General features: G+C 47.4%; 13 protein-coding genes. All 13 read right to left on the bottom strand.

Annotated elements, in window-relative coordinates:
• Window positions 1-1,718 (bottom strand): ATP-binding protein (locus RDN79_RS09840; RefSeq protein ID WP_308573199.1); only part of this gene is annotated, 1,718 nt, incomplete at its 3' end.
• Window positions 1,719-1,741: 23 nt separating this feature from the next.
• Window positions 1,742-3,466 carry an ATP-binding protein gene (locus RDN79_RS09835; RefSeq protein WP_308573198.1) on the bottom strand — a complete coding sequence of 575 codons (1,725 nt, stop codon included), beginning with the start codon at window positions 3,464-3,466 and terminating at the stop codon, window positions 1,742-1,744.
• A gap of 138 nt (window positions 3,467-3,604) precedes the next feature.
• A complete protein-coding gene (rho, locus tag RDN79_RS09830; protein WP_298548666.1) occupies window positions 3,605-5,650 on the bottom strand; it encodes a transcription termination factor Rho in 2,046 nt (681 codons plus the stop codon).
• Between the two features lie 182 nt (window positions 5,651-5,832).
• Window positions 5,833-7,167, bottom strand: coding sequence for a tRNA lysidine(34) synthetase TilS (tilS, locus tag RDN79_RS09825; RefSeq protein ID WP_298548668.1), 1,335 nt, complete (start codon window positions 7,165-7,167; stop codon window positions 5,833-5,835).
• A gap of 4 nt (window positions 7,168-7,171) precedes the next feature.
• The gene (locus tag RDN79_RS09820; protein WP_298548670.1) at window positions 7,172-7,936 is read right to left on the bottom strand and encodes a zinc ribbon domain-containing protein; all 765 of its coding nucleotides are present in this window, start codon (window positions 7,934-7,936) and stop codon (window positions 7,172-7,174) included.
• Between the two features lies 1 nt (window position 7,937).
• Window positions 7,938-9,032: a Nif3-like dinuclear metal center hexameric protein gene (locus RDN79_RS09815; protein ID WP_298548672.1), complete on the bottom strand. Its 1,095-nt coding sequence runs from the start codon at window positions 9,030-9,032 to the stop codon at window positions 7,938-7,940.
• A gap of 80 nt (window positions 9,033-9,112) precedes the next feature.
• Window positions 9,113-10,864, bottom strand: coding sequence for an aspartate--tRNA ligase (gene aspS, locus RDN79_RS09810; protein ID WP_298548675.1), 1,752 nt, complete (start codon window positions 10,862-10,864; stop codon window positions 9,113-9,115).
• Window positions 10,865-11,158: 294 nt separating this feature from the next.
• On the bottom strand, window positions 11,159-13,402 hold the full coding sequence (locus RDN79_RS09805; RefSeq protein WP_298548678.1) for a GH92 family glycosyl hydrolase: 2,244 nt from the start codon (window positions 13,400-13,402) through the stop codon (window positions 11,159-11,161).
• Window positions 13,403-13,446: 44 nt separating this feature from the next.
• The gene (locus RDN79_RS09800) at window positions 13,447-15,621 is read right to left on the bottom strand and encodes a family 20 glycosylhydrolase (RefSeq protein WP_298548681.1); all 2,175 of its coding nucleotides are present in this window, start codon (window positions 15,619-15,621) and stop codon (window positions 13,447-13,449) included.
• 475 nt (window positions 15,622-16,096) lie between these two features.
• Window positions 16,097-16,441, bottom strand: a complete 345-nt coding sequence (gene rplT, locus RDN79_RS09795) for a 50S ribosomal protein L20 (protein ID WP_005635321.1) — start codon at window positions 16,439-16,441, stop codon at window positions 16,097-16,099.
• 106 nt (window positions 16,442-16,547) lie between these two features.
• A complete protein-coding gene (gene rpmI / locus RDN79_RS09790) occupies window positions 16,548-16,745 on the bottom strand; it encodes a 50S ribosomal protein L35 (protein ID WP_075964957.1) in 198 nt (65 codons plus the stop codon).
• Window positions 16,746-16,804: 59 nt separating this feature from the next.
• A complete protein-coding gene (gene infC, locus RDN79_RS09785) occupies window positions 16,805-17,419 on the bottom strand; it encodes a translation initiation factor IF-3 (RefSeq protein WP_298548685.1) in 615 nt (204 codons plus the stop codon).
• A gap of 33 nt (window positions 17,420-17,452) precedes the next feature.
• Complete coding sequence (thrS, locus tag RDN79_RS09780; RefSeq protein WP_298548687.1) at window positions 17,453-19,408, bottom strand: threonine--tRNA ligase; 1,956 nt, start codon at window positions 19,406-19,408, stop codon at window positions 17,453-17,455.
• Between the last annotated feature and the right edge of the window lie 8 nt (window positions 19,409-19,416).

Raw genomic sequence — 19,416 nt, 5'->3', positions numbered from 1 at the left:
TCTTCCATTCTTTCCAACTCGCATCCCCTGAACTGCATCACGATGAGGTGGAGCCGGGTATGTTGTATCATCTGCCGCACCTTCGGACCGACGGCGTATTGCTTTATCTGCTCCACCGCCTCCTGCCATTGCGATTCGGCTTTGGATTCGGGATCTTTGGACGAAAGATATTTCAATTCAACGATATAACTGTGCGCCACCTCATAACGCAACAAGTCCGGCATCAGGAAAAGATCGCAAAAACCGTGATTCAGTTCTACTTCCGGAGCGATCAGGTAGTAGGCGTTCACACTCAGGTAAGCGGTGAAGAAGCCTTGCAGGTTGCGTTCTCCCTCGATGGCGCTGCGCACGGAGGAGTTTTCCTTGTAGGCATGGGCGATAAATTCGAATGTTTCACGCCAATGGCCGTCGTAAGCCATATTGTCGAACAGGTCTGCCAAGTTGTTTAAATTAATGTATCGTTTATTTTGGTATTCTTCCAACATGAATTCATAGTACTGCTTGCGCACATTATTGTTCGGGATGCTTAGCACGATTCGTGTTCCGCGTGTGGCACTGATCGTCAACATGCCGTAATAGAACAGCAGGCTGGGGAAAATCTCAGGATTGGCGATCTCCGAGGCCGGAAAGGTCGTGACAAGGGTCGTGACAAGCTGTCCCTCATCCGTGATCCGCCGCAAGACGCCTTTCCGATCGCCGTCCAACCGGTCCAGTTGGATGAGCTTCTTCATCTTGTTGTAATCCGTGCGGGTGTTCGGGTCGATCATATGTTCGGGAGATCTGCCTAAGTCCATATAGTTACGCAGATAATAAAGCACCATGTCGCAGTTGAACATCTTCGGGTCACGGTCCAGGCTTTCTTTAGCAAAGCAATAATTGTCATACCAGGGCTTCATCTCCGCAATCATCGCCTCGATATCCGCATTGCCCGGAAGTTGACCGGCATCCTTATAATATTGCAGCATCGTACGCACATCGTCCTCGCTGAATCCCAGCATCATGTTGAACTGATAGTGGGTGCTGATGTTCCAGCCGATATTGAAGCCGCTGGTCAGGTCGTCCAGTGTCACGGGACTCACACCGGTCATGAAGATGCGTTCGAACATGCCTTTGTAGAGCTTGAAGTAGTCACGGTAAAAGCCGCTCGCATGAGTCAAATCATGATAGATCTTTTCTCCTTGCTCGTTCAAGACGACATTGGTGAAGTTATCGTATTCATCGATGATCAGATAAAGCAAATAACCCTTTTGCTTCGCCTCGCTATTAATGAGATTCAATTTATTGGCTGCCGATTTGCTTTCATAAAAATTGCTTTGCAGTTTTTCGGAATAATAATCAGAATAGGTGCTCATAAAATTATTCAAGACAATGCAGCAATAGCTATTAAAATTTTCTTCCAGTGTGCCCATACCGACACTCGCCCGTGAGAAATCGAAGAAAAGCACCTGATATTTCCCCTGATTGGGGGTCGGGTGGCTGCCTATCCACAAATTACCGAAACGTTTTTGGAATTTGTCTTTTTGGGCCACATCGTAATACGCCCACAGCATACCCAGGAAAATACTTTTCCCGAAACGGCGCGGACGGATGAAGAACAGGCTGTCCGGCTGCCTTTCCAACAAGGGCAGGTACATCGTCTTGTCCACATAATACTGATTTTGTTCCACCACTTCTACGAAGTTCGAAACACCATACGGGATCCTCTTTACATGTTCCATGTTATGCTTGCTTTATTTATTTCTTATATTTCTTCCATTCTTTCCAACTCGCATCCCCTGAACTGCATCACGATGAGGTGGAGCCGGGTATGTTGTATCATCTGCCGCACCTTCGGACCGACGGCGTATTGCTTTATCTGCTCCACCGCCTCCTGCCATTGCGATTCGGCTTTGGATTCGGGATCTTTGGACGAAAGATATTTCAATTCAACGATATAACTGTGCGCCACCTCATAACGCAACAAGTCCGGCATCAGGAAAAGATCGCAAAAACCGTGATTCAGTTCTACTTCCGGAGCGATCAGGTAGTAGGCGTTCACACTCAGGTAAGCGGTGAAGAAGCCTTGCAGGTTGCGTTCTCCCTCGATGGCGCTGCGCACGGAGGAGTTTTCCTTGTAGGCATGGGCGATAAATTCGAATGTTTCACGCCAATGGCCGTCGTAAGCCATATTGTCGAACAGGTCTGCCAAGTTGTTTAAATTAATGTATCGTTTATTTTGGTATTCTTCCAACATGAATTCATAGTACTGCTTGCGCACATTATTGTTCGGGATGCTTAGCACGATTCGTGTTCCGCGTGTGGCACTGATCGTCAACATGCCGTAATAGAACAGCAGGCTGGGGAAAATCTCAGGATTGGCGATCTCCGAGGCCGGAAAGGTCGTGACAAGGGTCGTGACAAGCTGTCCCTCATCCGTGATCCGCCGCAAGACGCCTTTCCGATCGCCGTCCAACCGGTCCAGTTGGATGAGCTTCTTCATCTTGTTGTAATCCGTGCGGGTGTTCGGGTCGATCATATGTTCGGGAGATCTGCCTAAGTCCATATAGTTACGCAGATAATAAAGCACCATGTCGCAGTTGAACATCTTCGGGTCACGGTCCAGGCTTTCTTTAGCAAAGCAATAATTGTCATACCAGGGCTTCATCTCCGCAATCATCGCCTCGATATCCGCATTGCCCGGAAGTTGACCGGCATCCTTATAATATTGCAGCATCGTACGCACATCGTCCTCGCTGAATCCCAGCATCATGTTGAACTGATAGTGGGTGCTGATGTTCCAGCCGATATTGAAGCCGCTGGTCAGGTCGTCCAGTGTCACGGGACTCACACCGGTCATGAAGATGCGTTCGAACATGCCTTTGTAGAGCTTGAAGTAGTCACGGTAAAAGCCGCTCGCATGAGTCAAATCATGATAGATCTTTTCTCCTTGCTCGTTCAAGACGACATTGGTGAAGTTATCGTATTCATCGATGATCAGATAAAGCAAATAACCCTTTTGCTTCGCCTCGCTATTAATGAGATTCAATTTATTGGCTGCCGATTTGCTTTCATAAAAATTGCTTTGCAGTTTTTCGGAATAATAATCAGAATAGGTGCTCATAAAATTATTCAAGACAATGCAGCAATAGCTATTAAAATTTTCTTCCAGTGTGCCCATACCGACACTCGCCCGTGAGAAATCGAAGAAAAGCACCTGATATTTCCCCTGATTGGGGGTCGGGTGGCTGCCTATCCACAAATTACCGAAACGTTTTTGGAATTTGTCTTTTTGGGCCACATCGTAATACGCCCACAGCATACCCAGGAAAATACTTTTCCCGAAACGGCGCGGACGGATGAAGAACAGGCTGTCCGGCTGCCTTTCCAACAAGGGCAGGTACATCGTCTTGTCCACATAATACTGATTTTGTTCCACCACTTCTACGAAGTTCGAAACACCATACGGGATCCTCTTTACATTTTCCATGTTATGCTTACTTTTAATTCTTCCACACGAAGTATGACAAATATACTCCAATCTTTTGAATGTAACAAAAATAAAATAAAAAACGCAGGCCAGGCCTCAACCCGATCTGCGTTTTTACAAATATTGATGCTCTGCTATTTATCCGTTCATCGAAGCCAGGAACTCCATATTATCGAATGTCTGTTCCATTCGTTTCTTGACAAATTCCATAGCCTCCATAGAGTTCATATCGGCCAGGTACTTACGCAGGATCCACATACGGTTCACGGTGTTATCATCCTGCAACAGGTCGTCACGACGCGTACTGGAAGCCGTGATATCGACAGCCGGATAAACACGTTTGTTTGCCAACTTGCGATCCAACTGTAATTCCATATTACCTGTACCTTTGAATTCTTCAAAGATCACATCATCCATCTTCGAACCGGTTTCTGTCAATGCCGTTGCCAGAATCGTCAAGCTACCGCCGTTTTCGATGTTACGGGCTGCTCCGAAGAAACGTTTCGGTTTCTGCAAAGCGTTCGCATCCACACCACCGGAAAGAACCTTGCCGGAAGCCGGTTGAACCGTATTGTAAGCACGAGCCAGACGCGTGATGGAGTCCAACAGGATCACGACATCATGGCCACATTCCACCATACGTTTAGCCTTGTTCAAGACGATTTCAGCAATCTTCACATGACGTTCAGCCGGTTCGTCGAAAGTCGAAGCGATTACTTCCGCATCTACGCTACGAGCCATATCCGTTACCTCTTCAGGACGTTCGTCGATCAGCAGGATAATCATATACACTTCCGGATGGTTGGCAGCGATCGCATTGGCGATATCTTTCAACAACATGGTCTTACCGGTCTTCGGCTGAGCCACGATCAGACCACGCTGTCCCTTGCCGATCGGTGAGAACAAATCTACTACACGTACGGCGATATTGTCGTACACTTTCGGAGACTTGCGGGCTGTCAACATGAATTTTTCGTCTGGGAAAAGCGGAGTCAGATGATCGAAAGGAACACGGTCGCGAACCTCTTCCGGCGTACGGCCGTTGATCTTGTCCACTTTGACAAGCGGGAAATATTTTTCACCTTCCTTCGGAGGACGGATAGCACCCTCCACCACATCGCCGGTCTTCAAACCGAACAACTTGATTTGTGATTGCGATACATAAATATCATCCGGGGAAGTCAAATAGTTATAATCGGAAGAACGCAGGAAGCCATATCCGTCAGGCATCATTTCCAATACGCCTACACCTGTCAGTATGCCATCAAACTCATACTGTTTTTCCTGTACAGCATTATTATTGTTGCGCGGGTTGTTATGATTATTCTGATTGTTCTGTCTGTTATTATTCTGACGAGGATTATTCTGCTGGGCGGCAACAGGTTGTTCTGCCTGCACTTTCGGTTCCGGTTTGGCAGGTGTAGAAGAGAATGGGAAAAGCTGGTCGAGAACCGATTTGGTGTCCGGATGGCGGAATACCACGCGTTTAGGTTCGTCTGCCGGAGTTGAAGTCGAAGCAGCAGGTGTCTCTACAACAACCGGCTCTTCCGTTATCTCAGGAACAACCTCGGCCGGAAGTTCTCCGTTATCAGATTCCACGACAACGGGAGGGAGCAACGGCTTCTCTACAGGTTTGGCAGCTTTCTTTACCACTTTCTTCGCTACCGGTTTTCCTGTTTCGACAGGGGCATCGGTAGTGGTGTCAGCCACTGGAACAAGAGTTTCGGATACAGGAGCATTGGCTGAAACCGTGCTTTTAGAAACGACTGCTTCTTCGTTTTTCTGGACAGGAACAGCAGCCGCAGCCACTTTTTCTTTCTTGTCAATACGAGTCCGTCTTTTACGTTCGGGTTGTTCCGGAGCCTCTGATGTTACTTCTTCTACCGAAACTTCAACGGGTGTGGCAGGAGCAGCAACCTTTGTCTTGGCATCAGCTTTTGCACCTTTCGGAGCCGCCGCTTTTGTTTTCTTAGCCTTAGTCTGCCTTTCTGCTTTCTTTGCTTCCTTTTCTTTCTCCTTTTCAGCCTGAATGCCGGCATACGAGATGGCCTGTTCATCAAGAATTCTGTATACAAGTTCCTCTTTCTTAAGAGAACTTACTTTTTTAATACCTAACTCTTCCGCTATACTTTGCAACTCAGGAAGGAGTTTTTCATTTAGTTCTAGAATGTTATATTTTTGCATAATGCGAAGTGAATAATAAAAACGACGTACTACACGACCTGATATGGCACGCGTACAACGCAATCATTGTATCTTTTATAATTTGATAATTAATAATTTCATGTGAAAACCGGATTGTTGAGCTAACTTGAATCATTAGTAACACATCTGCGGAGTAAATCTTTGCAAATGTAATAATATTTTTACTTACTCTCGCTTTTTGTCGAAAAAAAATTCACAACTAACACACTTTTAGTTGTTTTATCCAGGCAAAAACGATTATCGGAACGTTCTCCTACAATCCAGATAACAGCGTCTCCGCTGCATAAAAGCCAAGTTCGTTCTTTATCAAAACGGCTGAACTTATGATCCGAGAAATAATCGCTTAATTTCTTCCGCCCTTTCATGCCGAAAGGAATAAACCAATCTCCCTCTTTCCATGTACGCAGGGTAAGCGGAAAAGTCAGTTTGTCGTAATCAAAATAGGCGATATTTTTGTCTTTCCGGATATGGAAATCTTCTTTAATAACAATCTTCTCGAAAGAAAGTTCAACAGGACCGGACCAGACTTTCTCGTCGCCGGTCAGTGTATATTCATAAACCTCTTCTTTTACAAGGGGAGACAACATTAAATAGTCCCGATCTTTTATCAACCGGTATGTAGAAGAGAAAAAGGTTTTGCCCGATTCTCTCGTCAGGGACAAATAAACATCCTCTGCCACCGGACGAGTAAAGCCGTAGGTTTTGAGCAATTCATATAAAATCGCATCGGGCGACGGGTAACGCATCAAGGTGGCAATCGAAAGGCGATCTCCCTGCTCGACCACGGTATTCCTCGCCTCTTCCACCACATGCAGATAAACGGCTTCAGCCGCCGACAGATGTTCGGCCGTACGGGCAATCGCATTTTTCACGGAAGGATTGATCTCCTTCAGAAGCGGAAGGACACGCAGGCGAATAAAATTGCGCGTATAGGCATCGGAAAGGTTGGTGCTGTCGGTCACATACGTCAAACCGCGTCCGGCAAGCCATTCCAAGATATCCTCACGGCTCACGGCAAGCAAAGGGCGCACCACGAAACCGTTCTTCGGACGAATCCCGCTCATTCCCCGGATACCGGTGCCGCGTACCAGATTCATCAAAAGCGTTTCCACACTATCATCACGATGATGAGCCACAGCGACAGCCTGTGCCCCGGTTGCAACCCGTTGTTCTTCGAACCAGCCATAGCGCAACTCGCGGGCAGCCATTTCGATGGAGAGATGACGGCCGGCCGCGTATTTCCGGGTATCGAAGTCCGTCTTCAGAAAAGGGACATCCAGTTTTCGGGCATACTCCCTTACAAACTGTTCGTCACGCAGGGATTCGTCTCCCCGCAAGTGAAAATTACAATGCGCTGCAATACAGGAATAGCCCGACTCCACCAAAATGGTGAGTAGGGCTATTGAATCCGCTCCGCCACTTACACCGACCAGAACCGGACGGTTTTCCGTAAGCAACCGATATTTCTCTATATATGCACGGACAACATCGCGCATCTGATTATTCTTCTACACCTGCCAATTCCGGGTCGATCATGATACGGCCACAGTATTCGCAAACGATCACTTTCTTACGCAACTTGATGTCCAACTGTTTCTGAGGCGGAATCTTGTTGAAACAACCGCCACAGGCGCCACGCTGTACATAGACGACAGCCAGACCGTTGCGGGCTCCCTTGCGGATACGTTTGAAAGCAGTCAAGAGGCGCGGTTCGATATTCGCTTCCAGTTTCTTTGCTTTTTCGCGCAGTCTTTCTTCGTCCTGTTTGGTTTCGGAAATGATCTGTTCCAGTTCGCTCTGCTTCTGAACCAAATCAGCCTTACGGCCTTCCAGTCTTTCTGACAGTTCGGCTATTTCTTCCTTCTTCTGGTTGATCGCTTCACCGAACTCACGAATCTTCTTTTCTGAGAATTCGATTTCAAGTCCCTGGAATTCTATTTCTTTTGACAAGTTGTCGAACTCACGGTTGTTACGCACGTTATCCAACTGCGTTTTATATTTTTCAATCAGACCGGTAGACTCCGTAATCCTATGTTTCTGTTCTACAACAGCATTCTCAAAGTCTTTAATTTCTGACTGATAGTTCTGAAGACGTGTTTCCAGACCTGCGATCTCATCTTCCAGATCCTGTACTTCCAAAGGAAGTTCGCCGCGAAGTGTCTTGATCTTATCAATTTCAGTCATCATCGTCTGAAGCTGATACAGCGTAGAAAGCTTTTCTTCAACTGTAATCTCTTTTTCAGCTGATTGTTTATCTGTAGCCATTCTATAAATATTTTACCGGGTTTGAATTAACATTCGAAAAATGTACGGCAAAGGTAGGGAATTTTTTCGATATTATGTTATAAAAGATGTCTTTTGTACAGACTTCACTTTCATAATGACCAATAACCGCCAGCAGAATCCGGTCTTCCACATCGTAAAAGTCATTATATTTAGCCTCTCCCGTAATGAAAACGTCCGCACCGTAATTGATCGCGTCTTTGATCAGGAAAGCACCGCTCCCCCCGCATAAAGCGACTTCCCGTATCGGCTTGCCGGTCAAGGCGGAATGCTTCACGCATCCCACCTGAAACAGTTCCTTGATCCTTTGCAGGAAAACTAATTCCCCCTCTTCTTCGGGCAACTCTCCCACTACCCCCGAACCGACCTGGTCCCAGGCATTATCCAAGGGATAGAAATCGAATACCGGTTCCTCATAAGGATGGACGGAAAGCAATGCGCGGGTTACCGTCGATTTACGGAAAGCAGGCAATATCGTTTCGATACGGATTTCCGGCTCCACATGCAACTCACCTATTTCACCACAGAAAGGATTCGTCCCTTCACCGGCACGGAAAGTTCCGTTGCCCGGCAGGTTGAAGCTACAGGAATCATAGTCGCCTATCGTTCCGGCTCCCGCATTGAACAAGGTCATCCTCACCAAATCGGCATAGGCCTCCGGCACGAAAGTGACCAGCTTCAGCAAAGCACCTTTCTGCGGGCTCAGGACACGGACATTTTCCAGCCCGATCAGTTCCGCCAGACGGAAGTTCACGCCTCCCGCCGCATTGTCGAGATTGGTATGGGCGGCATAGATCACCAAGTCATACTTGCAGGCTTTCATCATGCACCGCTCGATATAGGTCGAACCGGTCAGGGATTTGAACGCTTTAAAGGCCAAAGGATGATGAGAGATAATCAGGTTGCACCCCATCTCTATCGCCTCATCCACGACCTCTTCGGTGACGTCGAGGCAAAGAAGCGCACCGGTAGCAGGCTGATTCACATCGCCAACCTGCACACCTGCATTGTCAAAACTTTCCTGCAATGGCAACGGAGCGTATTGTTCGATTTCTTTCAGTATATCCCTTATACGCATAAAGACTTCGTTTTTTTAATTGACAATTAGGCCTCGCGATACTTTTCTCTTTGAATTTTTTCTCTTTTAATTCTTAATTCTTAATTCTTAATTTCCAATTGCAGCTCTTCCAATTGCGAATCATCCAACTGTCCGGGCGCATCCAGCATGACATCGCGGCCGGAATTGTTTTTCGGGAACGCGATACAGTCACGGATAGAATCGAGGCCGGCAAACAGAGATACCCAACGGTCCAGACCGTAAGCCAGACCACCGTGAGGAGGCGCACCATACTTGAAGGCATTCATCAGGAAGCCGAAACGTTCCTGTGCCTTTTCTTCGGTGAAGCCCAGCAACTGGAACATCTTATCCTGCAACTTGCTGTCATGGATACGGATGGAACCGCCACCCACTTCGACACCATTGATCACCATGTCGTATGCATTCGCACGAACAGCTCCCGTATCGCTATCCAACAAAGGAATATCTTCGGGTTTGGGAGAAGTAAACGGATGGTGCATTGCATAGAAACGCTGGTCTTCTTCGCTCCACTCGAACAGCGGGAAGTCGATCACCCAGAGGCAAGCGAACTTGTTCTTGTCACGCAAGCCTAACTGGCCGGCCACTTCCAGACGCAATTCGCAAAGCTGTTTGCGCGTCTTCATCGAATCGTCGCCGGAAAGGATCAGGATCAGGTCGCCCGGTTTTGCGCCGAAGGCTTCTTTCATCTCCTGCAATACTTCCTGTGTATAGAATTTGTCCACGCTCGACTTCACATTGCCGTCGGCTTCCACACGGGCATATACCATGCCCTTTGCACCGATCTGCGGACGTTTCACAAACTCGGTCAGCGCATCCAGTTGCTTGCGCGTATAAGAGGCCGCCCCTTCCACACAGATACCGCCGACATAAGCAGCATTATCGAATACGGAGAAACCATGTCCCTTCATGATGTCCATCAATTCGACGAACTTCATATCGAAACGCAGGTCCGGCTTGTCGCTACCGTAATACTTCATGGCATCGTGCCAGGTCATACGCGGGAAAGCCTCTTTTATATCGATACCGCGAATCACCTTGAACAGGTGCTTGGCCATTCCTTCGAAAATGTTCAGCACGTCTTCCTGTTCCACAAAACTCATTTCGCAATCGATCTGTGTAAATTCAGGCTGGCGGTCCGCACGCAGGTCTTCGTCACGGAAACATTTCACGATCTGGAAATAACGGTCGAAACCGGAAACCATCAGCAACTGCTTCAACGTCTGCGGCGACTGAGGCAATGCATAGAACTGCCCCGGATTCATACGGGAAGGAACGACAAAGTCACGTGCCCCCTCAGGCGTAGAGTTTACCAGCACGGGAGTTTCCACTTCCAGGAACCCCTGCTTGTCCAGATAGTTACGAACCTCGAAAGCCATACGATGACGCAGTTCCAGGTTCTTGCGGACGGCGTTGCGGCGCAAATCCAGATAACGGTATTTCATACGCAGGTCGTCACCTCCGTCCGTATCGTCTTCAATCGTGAAAGGAGGAGTTACGGCAGCATTCAGGACATTCAGCTCCGAAACGATGATCTCGATCTCACCGGTAGGGATATTCGGATTTTTGCTGGAACGTTCGCGAACGGTTCCCGTTACCTGGATAACATATTCGCGTCCCAGTTTATTTGCTTTTTCACAAAGAGCGGCATCCACTTCCTGGTTAAACACCAATTGCGTAATACCGTAACGGTCGCGGATATCCACGAACGTCATGCCACCCATCTTACGGGTTTTCTGTACCCAGCCGGCCAGCGTAATCACCAAGCCTTCATCGGCAAGGCGCAGGTCGCCACATGTTCTTGTTCTATACATTATATAATATGGATTAAACTGTTTTTCTATTTTACGTGTGCAAAGATAATAATTTATAGGTCTCAAGAATATTTGAAATGGCATTTAAACGTTGAAAAGTCGTTTCTAATTTTCTTGAAGCCATTTTTCAATGGTGAAACCCATCTCCATTTTTCTTGAAACGGTTTTTCACCATTAAAAAGGCACTTCAAGAAATATTGAAACGGGGATTCAATAGTGAAAAACGGCTTCAAGAAAATTTGAAACCGTTTTTAAACGTTTAAATGCCATTTCAACTAAAATTGAGAGGGGAAATCAATGCTTGTTTTCCAGCGTGAAGCGCAATGTCCCGGCATTCACCAGTTCGTCTTGCGAAATCGTATATCCTTTCAGCCTCTTTCCGCCGGCCGTCACCTCTTTGATATAAATATCTTCCGGGGTTTTGTGGGCGGACTCGATCACCAGGCTGCCTTTCGGGTAGAACTTCTCGTCCAGGCGGATCGTCACCTTGTTGAAGGTCGGCGAGGTCAGGACATAATCCAGATCACCGGGACAGGCCGGATAGAACCCCATCATCGAGAAGATCGCCCAGGTCGACATCGTTCCCGTATCATCGTTGCCGGGAAGTCCGTTCGGGGCATTGTGATAATATTTGCCCAACAGTTCGCGGACCAGCTTCTGCGTACGCCAAGCCTCTCCCTTGAAATAGCTGAACAGGTACGGATAGGCGATATCCGGTTCGTTTGCCATATCATAGTACCCTTTGTCGAAGACCATCTGCAACTTATCGACAAATTTTTTCTGCCCGCCCATCAGCTTGGCAAGCCCCATAATATCGTGAGGGACATAGAACGTATAATTCCAGGCATTCCCTTCATGGAAACCGGGGCTCGGTTCGAAGTTTTCCCCTTGCTTCGGATCGAAAGGAGAATAGAACGTGCCGTCGGGCAGGATCGGACGAAGCGTGCCGAACTCTTTGCTATAATAATGCTTATATCCCATAGCCCGTTCACGGAACAGTTTGGCATCCTCCTTCTTGCCCAACGCATCCGCCAACAAGGACAGGTTCCAGTCGGCAATATAATATTCCAAAGCATGGGAAACCGAGTTATCATACTGTTCGCGCAAGGGAACATAGCCTTTGCCCATATAGTCGTTATTGTCCGGGCGGAGCAGGTTGAACTCGCCGGGAGTCGTAGCGCCTTTGCGCATTCCTTCGTAGGCCGTTTCGATATCATAATCGCGCAGGCCACGCATATAAGCATCCACGATATAAGGGATAGACGGATCGCCTTCCATCGTCAGCGTCTCGCGTCCGTACAGTTCCCACTTCGGAAGCCAGCCGCTTTCCTTATACATGTCGATCATGGTACGGATGATGTCGAGCTGCTTTTCCGGATAGAGCAATGTCATCAATGTGCTTACATTGCGATAAGTATCCCAGAGCGAGAAGACCGTATAGCGGTTTCCGGTAGTATGGCCGACTTTCAGGCTTTCCATCATCGGATATTCGCCATTCACGTCCTGGATGATATTCGGATGGATCAGCAGGTGGTACATGGCGGTATAGAAAATCGTCTTATCGTCGTCCGTCCCGCCTTCCACCATCACGCGCGACAGATCGTCGTTCCACATCTTGCCGGCAGCCGCACGCACCTTGTCGAAATTGAAATCCGGCTGTTCGGTGTTCATATTCAGGCGGGCATTCTCGATGCTGACAAACGAGACGCCCATTTTCACTTCGATCATTTCGTCTTCTTCGGTGTCATACTTGAACCAGACGCCGATGTCGTCACCGCTCATCTCACGGTCGTACTTCGTGTACAATTTATATTTGCCGGAGTAGGCATCCCATTCGGCCTCCACTCCCTTCATCTCGCGCTGCTTCTTCCAGTAGCCGGCCTGCTTGGGGGCTTTGCTGAGCTTCATCACGAAATAGATCGGGAAAACGGCTTGCGGGTTATAACAGAACGTACCGAGCAGCTTGCTCCCTTCTATTTCCGTATCGCTCACCATACGGACGGTCGCACCGGTTTCATTCGTCAGCCCCTCACCCAAGTTCAGGAGGATATTCCCCTGCCCTTTCGGGAAAGTAAAGCGTGTCAGGCCGGTACGCATGGAGGCGGTAGCTTCCGTCTTGATGTTATACTTCGTCAGGATATTGCTGTAATAGCCGGGGTGAGCCACCTCGTTCTTATATTCGCTGCCGTATTCGTGATAATCCACATTCAGTTCCCCGGAGGTAGGCATCAGCAACAGGCTTCCCATCTCCGGACAACCGACACCGCTCAGGTTGACATGCGCATAGCCGGTAAAGAAACTATTATCCGCCGAATAAGGCGTGGACCACCACTGGCTGTCCTTGTCAAACTTATTAGTTTTCGATCCCATCACATTGAAGGGGGTAACACTCATCATTCCCTGCGGACAAATCGCACCGGGATTGGTCGTCCCGTAGTTGCTTGTCCCGATAAAAGGGTTCACATAATCCACTGGCTGTTGCGCGGAAACCAGCGCAGAACAACAACCCAATAGAAAAGAAAACAACACCATCTTCATAACACCAACTCTTATTTCTTAATTTTTAATTCTTAATTCTTAATTCACCAAACAACTATCTCATCCGCAAAAATAAAACCCGGATTCGCCCTTGGCGCTTTCAACCGTACATAACGGGCTTTCCAGTTACCGTCGAACGTATATTCCTGGAACAAGAGATTCGGATCGTCTGCCGGAATCGTTGTTGGAACAATTCCACGGGAAATAAAGTTTTCACCCTCTTCCGAAGTCAATAACTCCACTTGTCCGGGCTGGAACACACCCGGACCGGTCAGTTGCATGAAACGAACGGACACTTTACGGATATCCGTTTCCTCTTCCATATCGATCACACAGTCCAGGTCATCCAAATAGCCTTGCCAACGTCCGTCCAGATAAGTCAGGCCACCGCGATAACCGTCCAGCAGGGCATTCATTCCTCCCGCCATATAACCTTTATAAAGCTTATTATTATAATGTATAGGCTTATTGATGGCGCGATGATAATCCACCTTCTTTTCCGTCGGCGTTCCCTGAAGCACCCCGTCCCGGAAAATAGCCGCTTTGATATGAGCGGAATCTTTCACGACTATCGGTCCGGCATAAAGGGAGGAAGATGCAACCGGAACGGAACCGTCTGTCGTGTAGCGGATTTCCGCCGGATATTTCTCGGCATCCAAAACGACTTCTATCTGTTTCTCCACCGTATCGACCAGCATGGTCACCTCAAGTTCGTCCGAAAGGGTAAAAGCGTCGATACCCATTCGATGCAATTTGGAAATATGATTATTCATCCGGGGCTTGAAATCTTCCCATGTTCGCAACTCCTGCGGCGTCCATCCGATCTCGGCCACGGCAAGGGCACGCGGGAACATCATATATTCCAGATGTTCGGGTGTCTGGATATATTCAGTCCAGGTATTGGCCTGCACACCCAAAATATGCCGGCATTCCTCCGCCGTCAACGAATCTGCCGGGACGGGATCATAGCTGTACACTTTCTTTATCGGCGTATAGCCACCGATGGCATACGGCTGTGTCTTCGGATCGGCCTGATAGAAGTCCAAATACATATAATTGCCGGGCGTCATCACCACATCGTGTCCCATCCGGGCAGCTTTAATGCCTCCGTCTTCTCCACGCCACGACATAACAGTCGCTTCGGGAGCCAGACCGCCTTCCAGTATCTCGTCCCAACCGATCAACTTGCGATCTTTCGAATTCAGAAATTCTTCAGCCCGATGAATCATATAACTCTGAAGTTCGTCCACGCTTTTCATTCCTTTTTCCTTCATCAAAGCCTGGCACTTCGGGCATTTCTTCCAGGCGGACTTTCCGGCTTCATCGCCGCCGATATGGATATATTCGGACGGGAAAAGATCGATCACCTCAGCCAATACATCTTCCATGAATGTAAACGACTTCTCATTGCCGATACAAAAATCGCCGTTCCGGTAAGGCTTGCCTGAACAACTCAGTTCGGGATAGGCCATCAGTACCTCTTCCGAATGCCCCGGAAATTCTATTTCCGGTATTATATTTATATGATTGGAAGCGGCATGCTCCACAATCTCCCGGATATCTTCTTTCGTATAATAACCGCCGTAAGCCCCCGGTGTTCCTTCCGGCAAATACTTACGATCGCGGCCGTCCCACCACTTCCGCCAATCGGATTCGGTACGGAATGCCGTTTCGGAAGTGAGTTTCGGATATTTTTCCATCTCGACACGCCATCCTCCGGCATCTGTCAGATGCATGTGCAACGTATTCAATTTGTAAAAAGACATCACATCCAGCAATTTCATTACTTCCTCTTTGGAAAAGAAATGACGGGAAACATCCAGATGCAATCCCCGATATCCGAAACGAGGATTATCCAGGATCGAAACACATGGCACCTCTCCTCCGGCAAAGAGTTGGCGTAACGTCTGCATCCCATAGAACAGACCGTCCGACGAACCGGCACGCAGGTCGATTCCTTTCGGCGTCACATCCAACTGATAACCTTCCGGGCTACCGGACCAGGCATCGTCGATCACTGTTTTGACATTTCGGGAAGATTGCCCGCCAAACAAAGCGAGACTATCGATCCTGAAGGTTCCTCCGGTCATTATCATCTGTTGCGGTTGGGGAATAAGATTGACCTGCCGGACTTCCTTCGAAGAGCAGGCGACCAATAGCAACGAGCAGACGACAGCCAGCCCGGTTACATAATTGCGAGATTGTTTTGGCAATAACATAAATATTTAGTTTAGTGTGTTTAATTCTTGGAGGGTAAATATACGAAGAAAAAACGGACAAGTTCCTATTTCAAACAAAAAGCTATGCTTTAGCTACCCTAACCCATAGCGTTACGCCGTCTAAAGCTATGCTTTACGGGTCGCAAAAAAGAGGATATGCCGATTATGACATATCCTCCTATGTGAAGAAAGCCGCACCGTAGATATGAACAAACTCCGTATGACAGGATTTGAGTGCTTTGCCATCTTTGTAATCCGCCGTGCTAAGCATGCCCCGAAGGGTGCGGCCCGCCATTGACGACAAGAGCTGTGTCTCGGAATTAAAATAAACTGATGAGTTTCCCAATCGAACATGTGCGGCTAACTCATTTTTCTTATCACAAAGATATGCAATAGGAATGAAACCACCAAACTTTTGACATAAAAAAAAGAGCTCCATTCAAGAGCTCTTTTTCCAATTGCTATATAATGTCAATTACTTAACTTTAGCAACGATTGCTTTGAAAGCTTCCGGATGGTTCATAGCCAGGTCGGCAAGAACTTTACGGTTGATTTCGATACCTGCTGCATGCAAAGCTCCCATCAGGCGAGAATAAGACATACCTTCCAAACGGGCAGCAGCGTTGATACGCTGAATCCACAATGCGCGGAAGTTACGTTTCTTGTTACGACGGTCACGGAATGCATAAGTCAAACCTTTTTCCCAGGTATTCTTAGCAACGGTCCACACGTTCTTACGTGCACCATAGTAACCACGGGTAAGTTTTAAAATCCGTTTTCTTTTTGCTCTTGAAGCAACATGATTTACTGATCTAGGCATAATACTAATCTGTTTTGAATGTTAGCGTCATCACTCTCGGATGATCTTATTTGCTAAATACATTCGGTTAATAAAAATCTTGTAAAACTCGCTTAATTAAAAAAGATTACTTCAAACCAAGCAACTGCTTAACGTTGCTTACGTCTACACCGGCAACCAGACCTGTGTGAGTAAGGTTTCTCTTCTGCTTTGTAGTCTTCTTTGTCAGAATGTGACTTTTAAAAGCGTGTTTTCTTTTGATTTTACCTGTTCCGGTAAGAGCGAATCTTTTTTTGGCACCGGAATTAGTCTTCATCTTAGGCATTTTCCAATATATTTTAATTATTAAACTTTACACCCTCTATCGGGTGGTTTCTTTCTTTATTATTCAGACTCTTCAGTCTTAGGCTTGGGAGTCACGACCACCTTCTTCACTACCGGTTTTGAAACGGCAGGTTTGGGAGCGGGGGCAGCTCCGGCTTTCTTCGGCGTCAGCATGATGATCATACGTTTACCTTCCAGTACCGGTAATTGTTCTACCTTTCCGTATTCCTCCAAGTCATTGGCAAAACGAAGCAACAATACCTCTCCTTGCTCTTTGAAAAGAATGGAACGTCCTTTAAAGAACACATAGGCCTTTACTTTTGCACCTTCTTCCAAAAATCCCTTGGCATGTTTCAACTTGAAGTTGTAATCATGATCATCCGTCTGAGGTCCGAAACGGATCTCCTTCACAATCACTTTTACTGATTTCGCCTTCTGTTCCTTCTGGCGCTTCTTCTGTTGATAAAGGAATTTCTGATAATCAGTAATTCTACAAACGGGGGGCGCAGCATTCGGTGAAATTTCAACCAGATCGAGCCCCTGATCTTCAGCCATCTTCAATGCCTGAGAAGTAGGATAAACTCCCTGTTCTACGTTATCACCTACTAAACGAACTTCACGAACACGAATACGTTCGTTGATTCTATACTGTTCTTTCAGACTGTCATTCTTCATTCAAAAAGATTTATTCTCCTCGTTATTAGTTAATTAATTATTATCTTTCTTCCAGTGATTCATTTGTTCCTCTATCTCACCTTTCAAAAGCGCTGCAAAGGTAGTAATTTTCATCGAACCTTTATCACCTTCGCCCTGTTTTCTTACAGAAACTTCATTATTTTCTGCTTCCTTCTCTCCGACAATGAGCATGTAAGGGATACGTTTCAACTCTGTATCGCGGATCTTACGTCCGATTTTCTCATTACGGTCATCCACCAAAACGCTCAGATCTTCAGCTTCGAGCTGACGTTTCACCTCATAGGCATAATCGTTGAACTTTTCGCTGATCGGCAGGATCGACACCTGATCCGGAGTCAGCCACAACGGGAACTTGCCGCCCGTATGTTCGATCAGCACGGCAACGAAACGTTCCATAGAACCGAACGGTGCACGGTGGATCATAACAGGACGGTGCTTCTTATTGTCTTCGCCCGTATATTCCAGTTCGAAACGTTCCGGCAGGTTGTAGTCAACCTGGATCGTACCCAACTGCCAACGGCGGCCGATGGCATCTTTCACCATAAAGTCCAGTTTAGGACCGTAGAAAGCTGCTTCGCCATATTCGATCTTGGCTTTCAGGCCTTTTTCCTGGCAAGCTTCGATAATTGCGCTTTCGGCTTTCTCCCAGTTTTCTTCCGAACCGATGTATTTATCCCGGTTTACCTTGTCACGCAGAGAAATCTGTGCTTCAAAGTTTTCAAAATCCAAAGCCTTAAAGATGATGAAGATAATATCCATCACCTTCAGGAACTCGTCTTTCAGCTGGTCGGGACGACAGAACAGGTGGGCATCATCCTGCGTAAAGCCACGTACCCTTGTCAAACCGTGCAACTCGCCGCTTTGTTCATAACGATACACGGTCCCGAACTCCGCGAAACGCAAAGGCAGGTCCTTGTATGAACGCGGGAACGATTTGAATATTTCACAGTGGTGAGGGCAGTTCATAGGCTTCAGCAAGAACTCTTCACCCTCCTGCGGAGTATGGATCGGCTGGAACGAGTCCTTACCGTATTTAGCGTAGTGCCCGGAAGTCACATACAACTGCTTGCCACCGATATGCGGAGTCATTACCTGCTGGTAACCGTATTTCTTCTGGATGCGTTTCAAGAAATCTTCCAGCTTCAGGCGCAACTGCGTGCCACGCGGCAACCACAACGGAAGCCCCGCACCCACTGCCGTAGAGAATGTAAACAGCTCCAGTTCTTTACCGATCTTACGATGGTCGCGTTTCTTGGCTTCTTCCATCAATGCCAGATATTCGTCCAGCATCTTTTTCTTCGGGAAAGTGATACCATACAGACGGACCAACTGTTTGCGCTTTTCATCACCACGCCAATAAGCGCCGGCGACACTCATTATTTTAACAGCCTTCAAATAAGAAGTATTCGGCAAGTGCGGACCACGGCACAGGTCGGTAAACGAACCCTGCGTATAAGTCGTGATCTTACCGTCTTCCAACTCGCTGATAAGCTCCGTTTTATACTCTTCGCCTCTGTCACCGAACATTTTCATGGCATCTGCCTTCGAAATGTCCTGGCGTCTGATTTCCTCTTTCTTCGCTACCAGTTCGAGCATCTTTGCTTCGATGGCAGGGAAATCGCCTTCTTTGATAACGGCGTCACCCGGATCCACATCATAGTAGAACCCGTTTTCAATAGCCGGTCCGATACCGAACTTAATGCCGGGATATAATTCCTGCAAAGCTTCAGCCATCAAGTGAGCACTCGAGTGCCAGAATGCATGTTTACCTTCCTCGTCTTCCCACTTGAAAAGTTTGATGTCGGCATCCTGGTTGATCGGACGGGTCAAGTCCCAAATCTCACCATTCACGCTTGCTGCCAGAACTTCCTGTGCCAGACGGGAACTGATGCTTTCCGCAATCTGCATGGCGGTCGTTCCTTCGGCATATTCTTTTACGGAATTATCCGGAAATGTAATCTTTATCATAATCTGTT

The sequence above is a fragment of the uncultured Parabacteroides sp. genome (assembly GCF_902493135.1).
Classification (GTDB): Bacteria; Bacteroidota; Bacteroidia; order Bacteroidales; family Tannerellaceae; genus Parabacteroides.
Note: the sequence above shows the minus strand (reverse complement) of the source record. Positions and strands in the feature narration are given on the sequence as shown.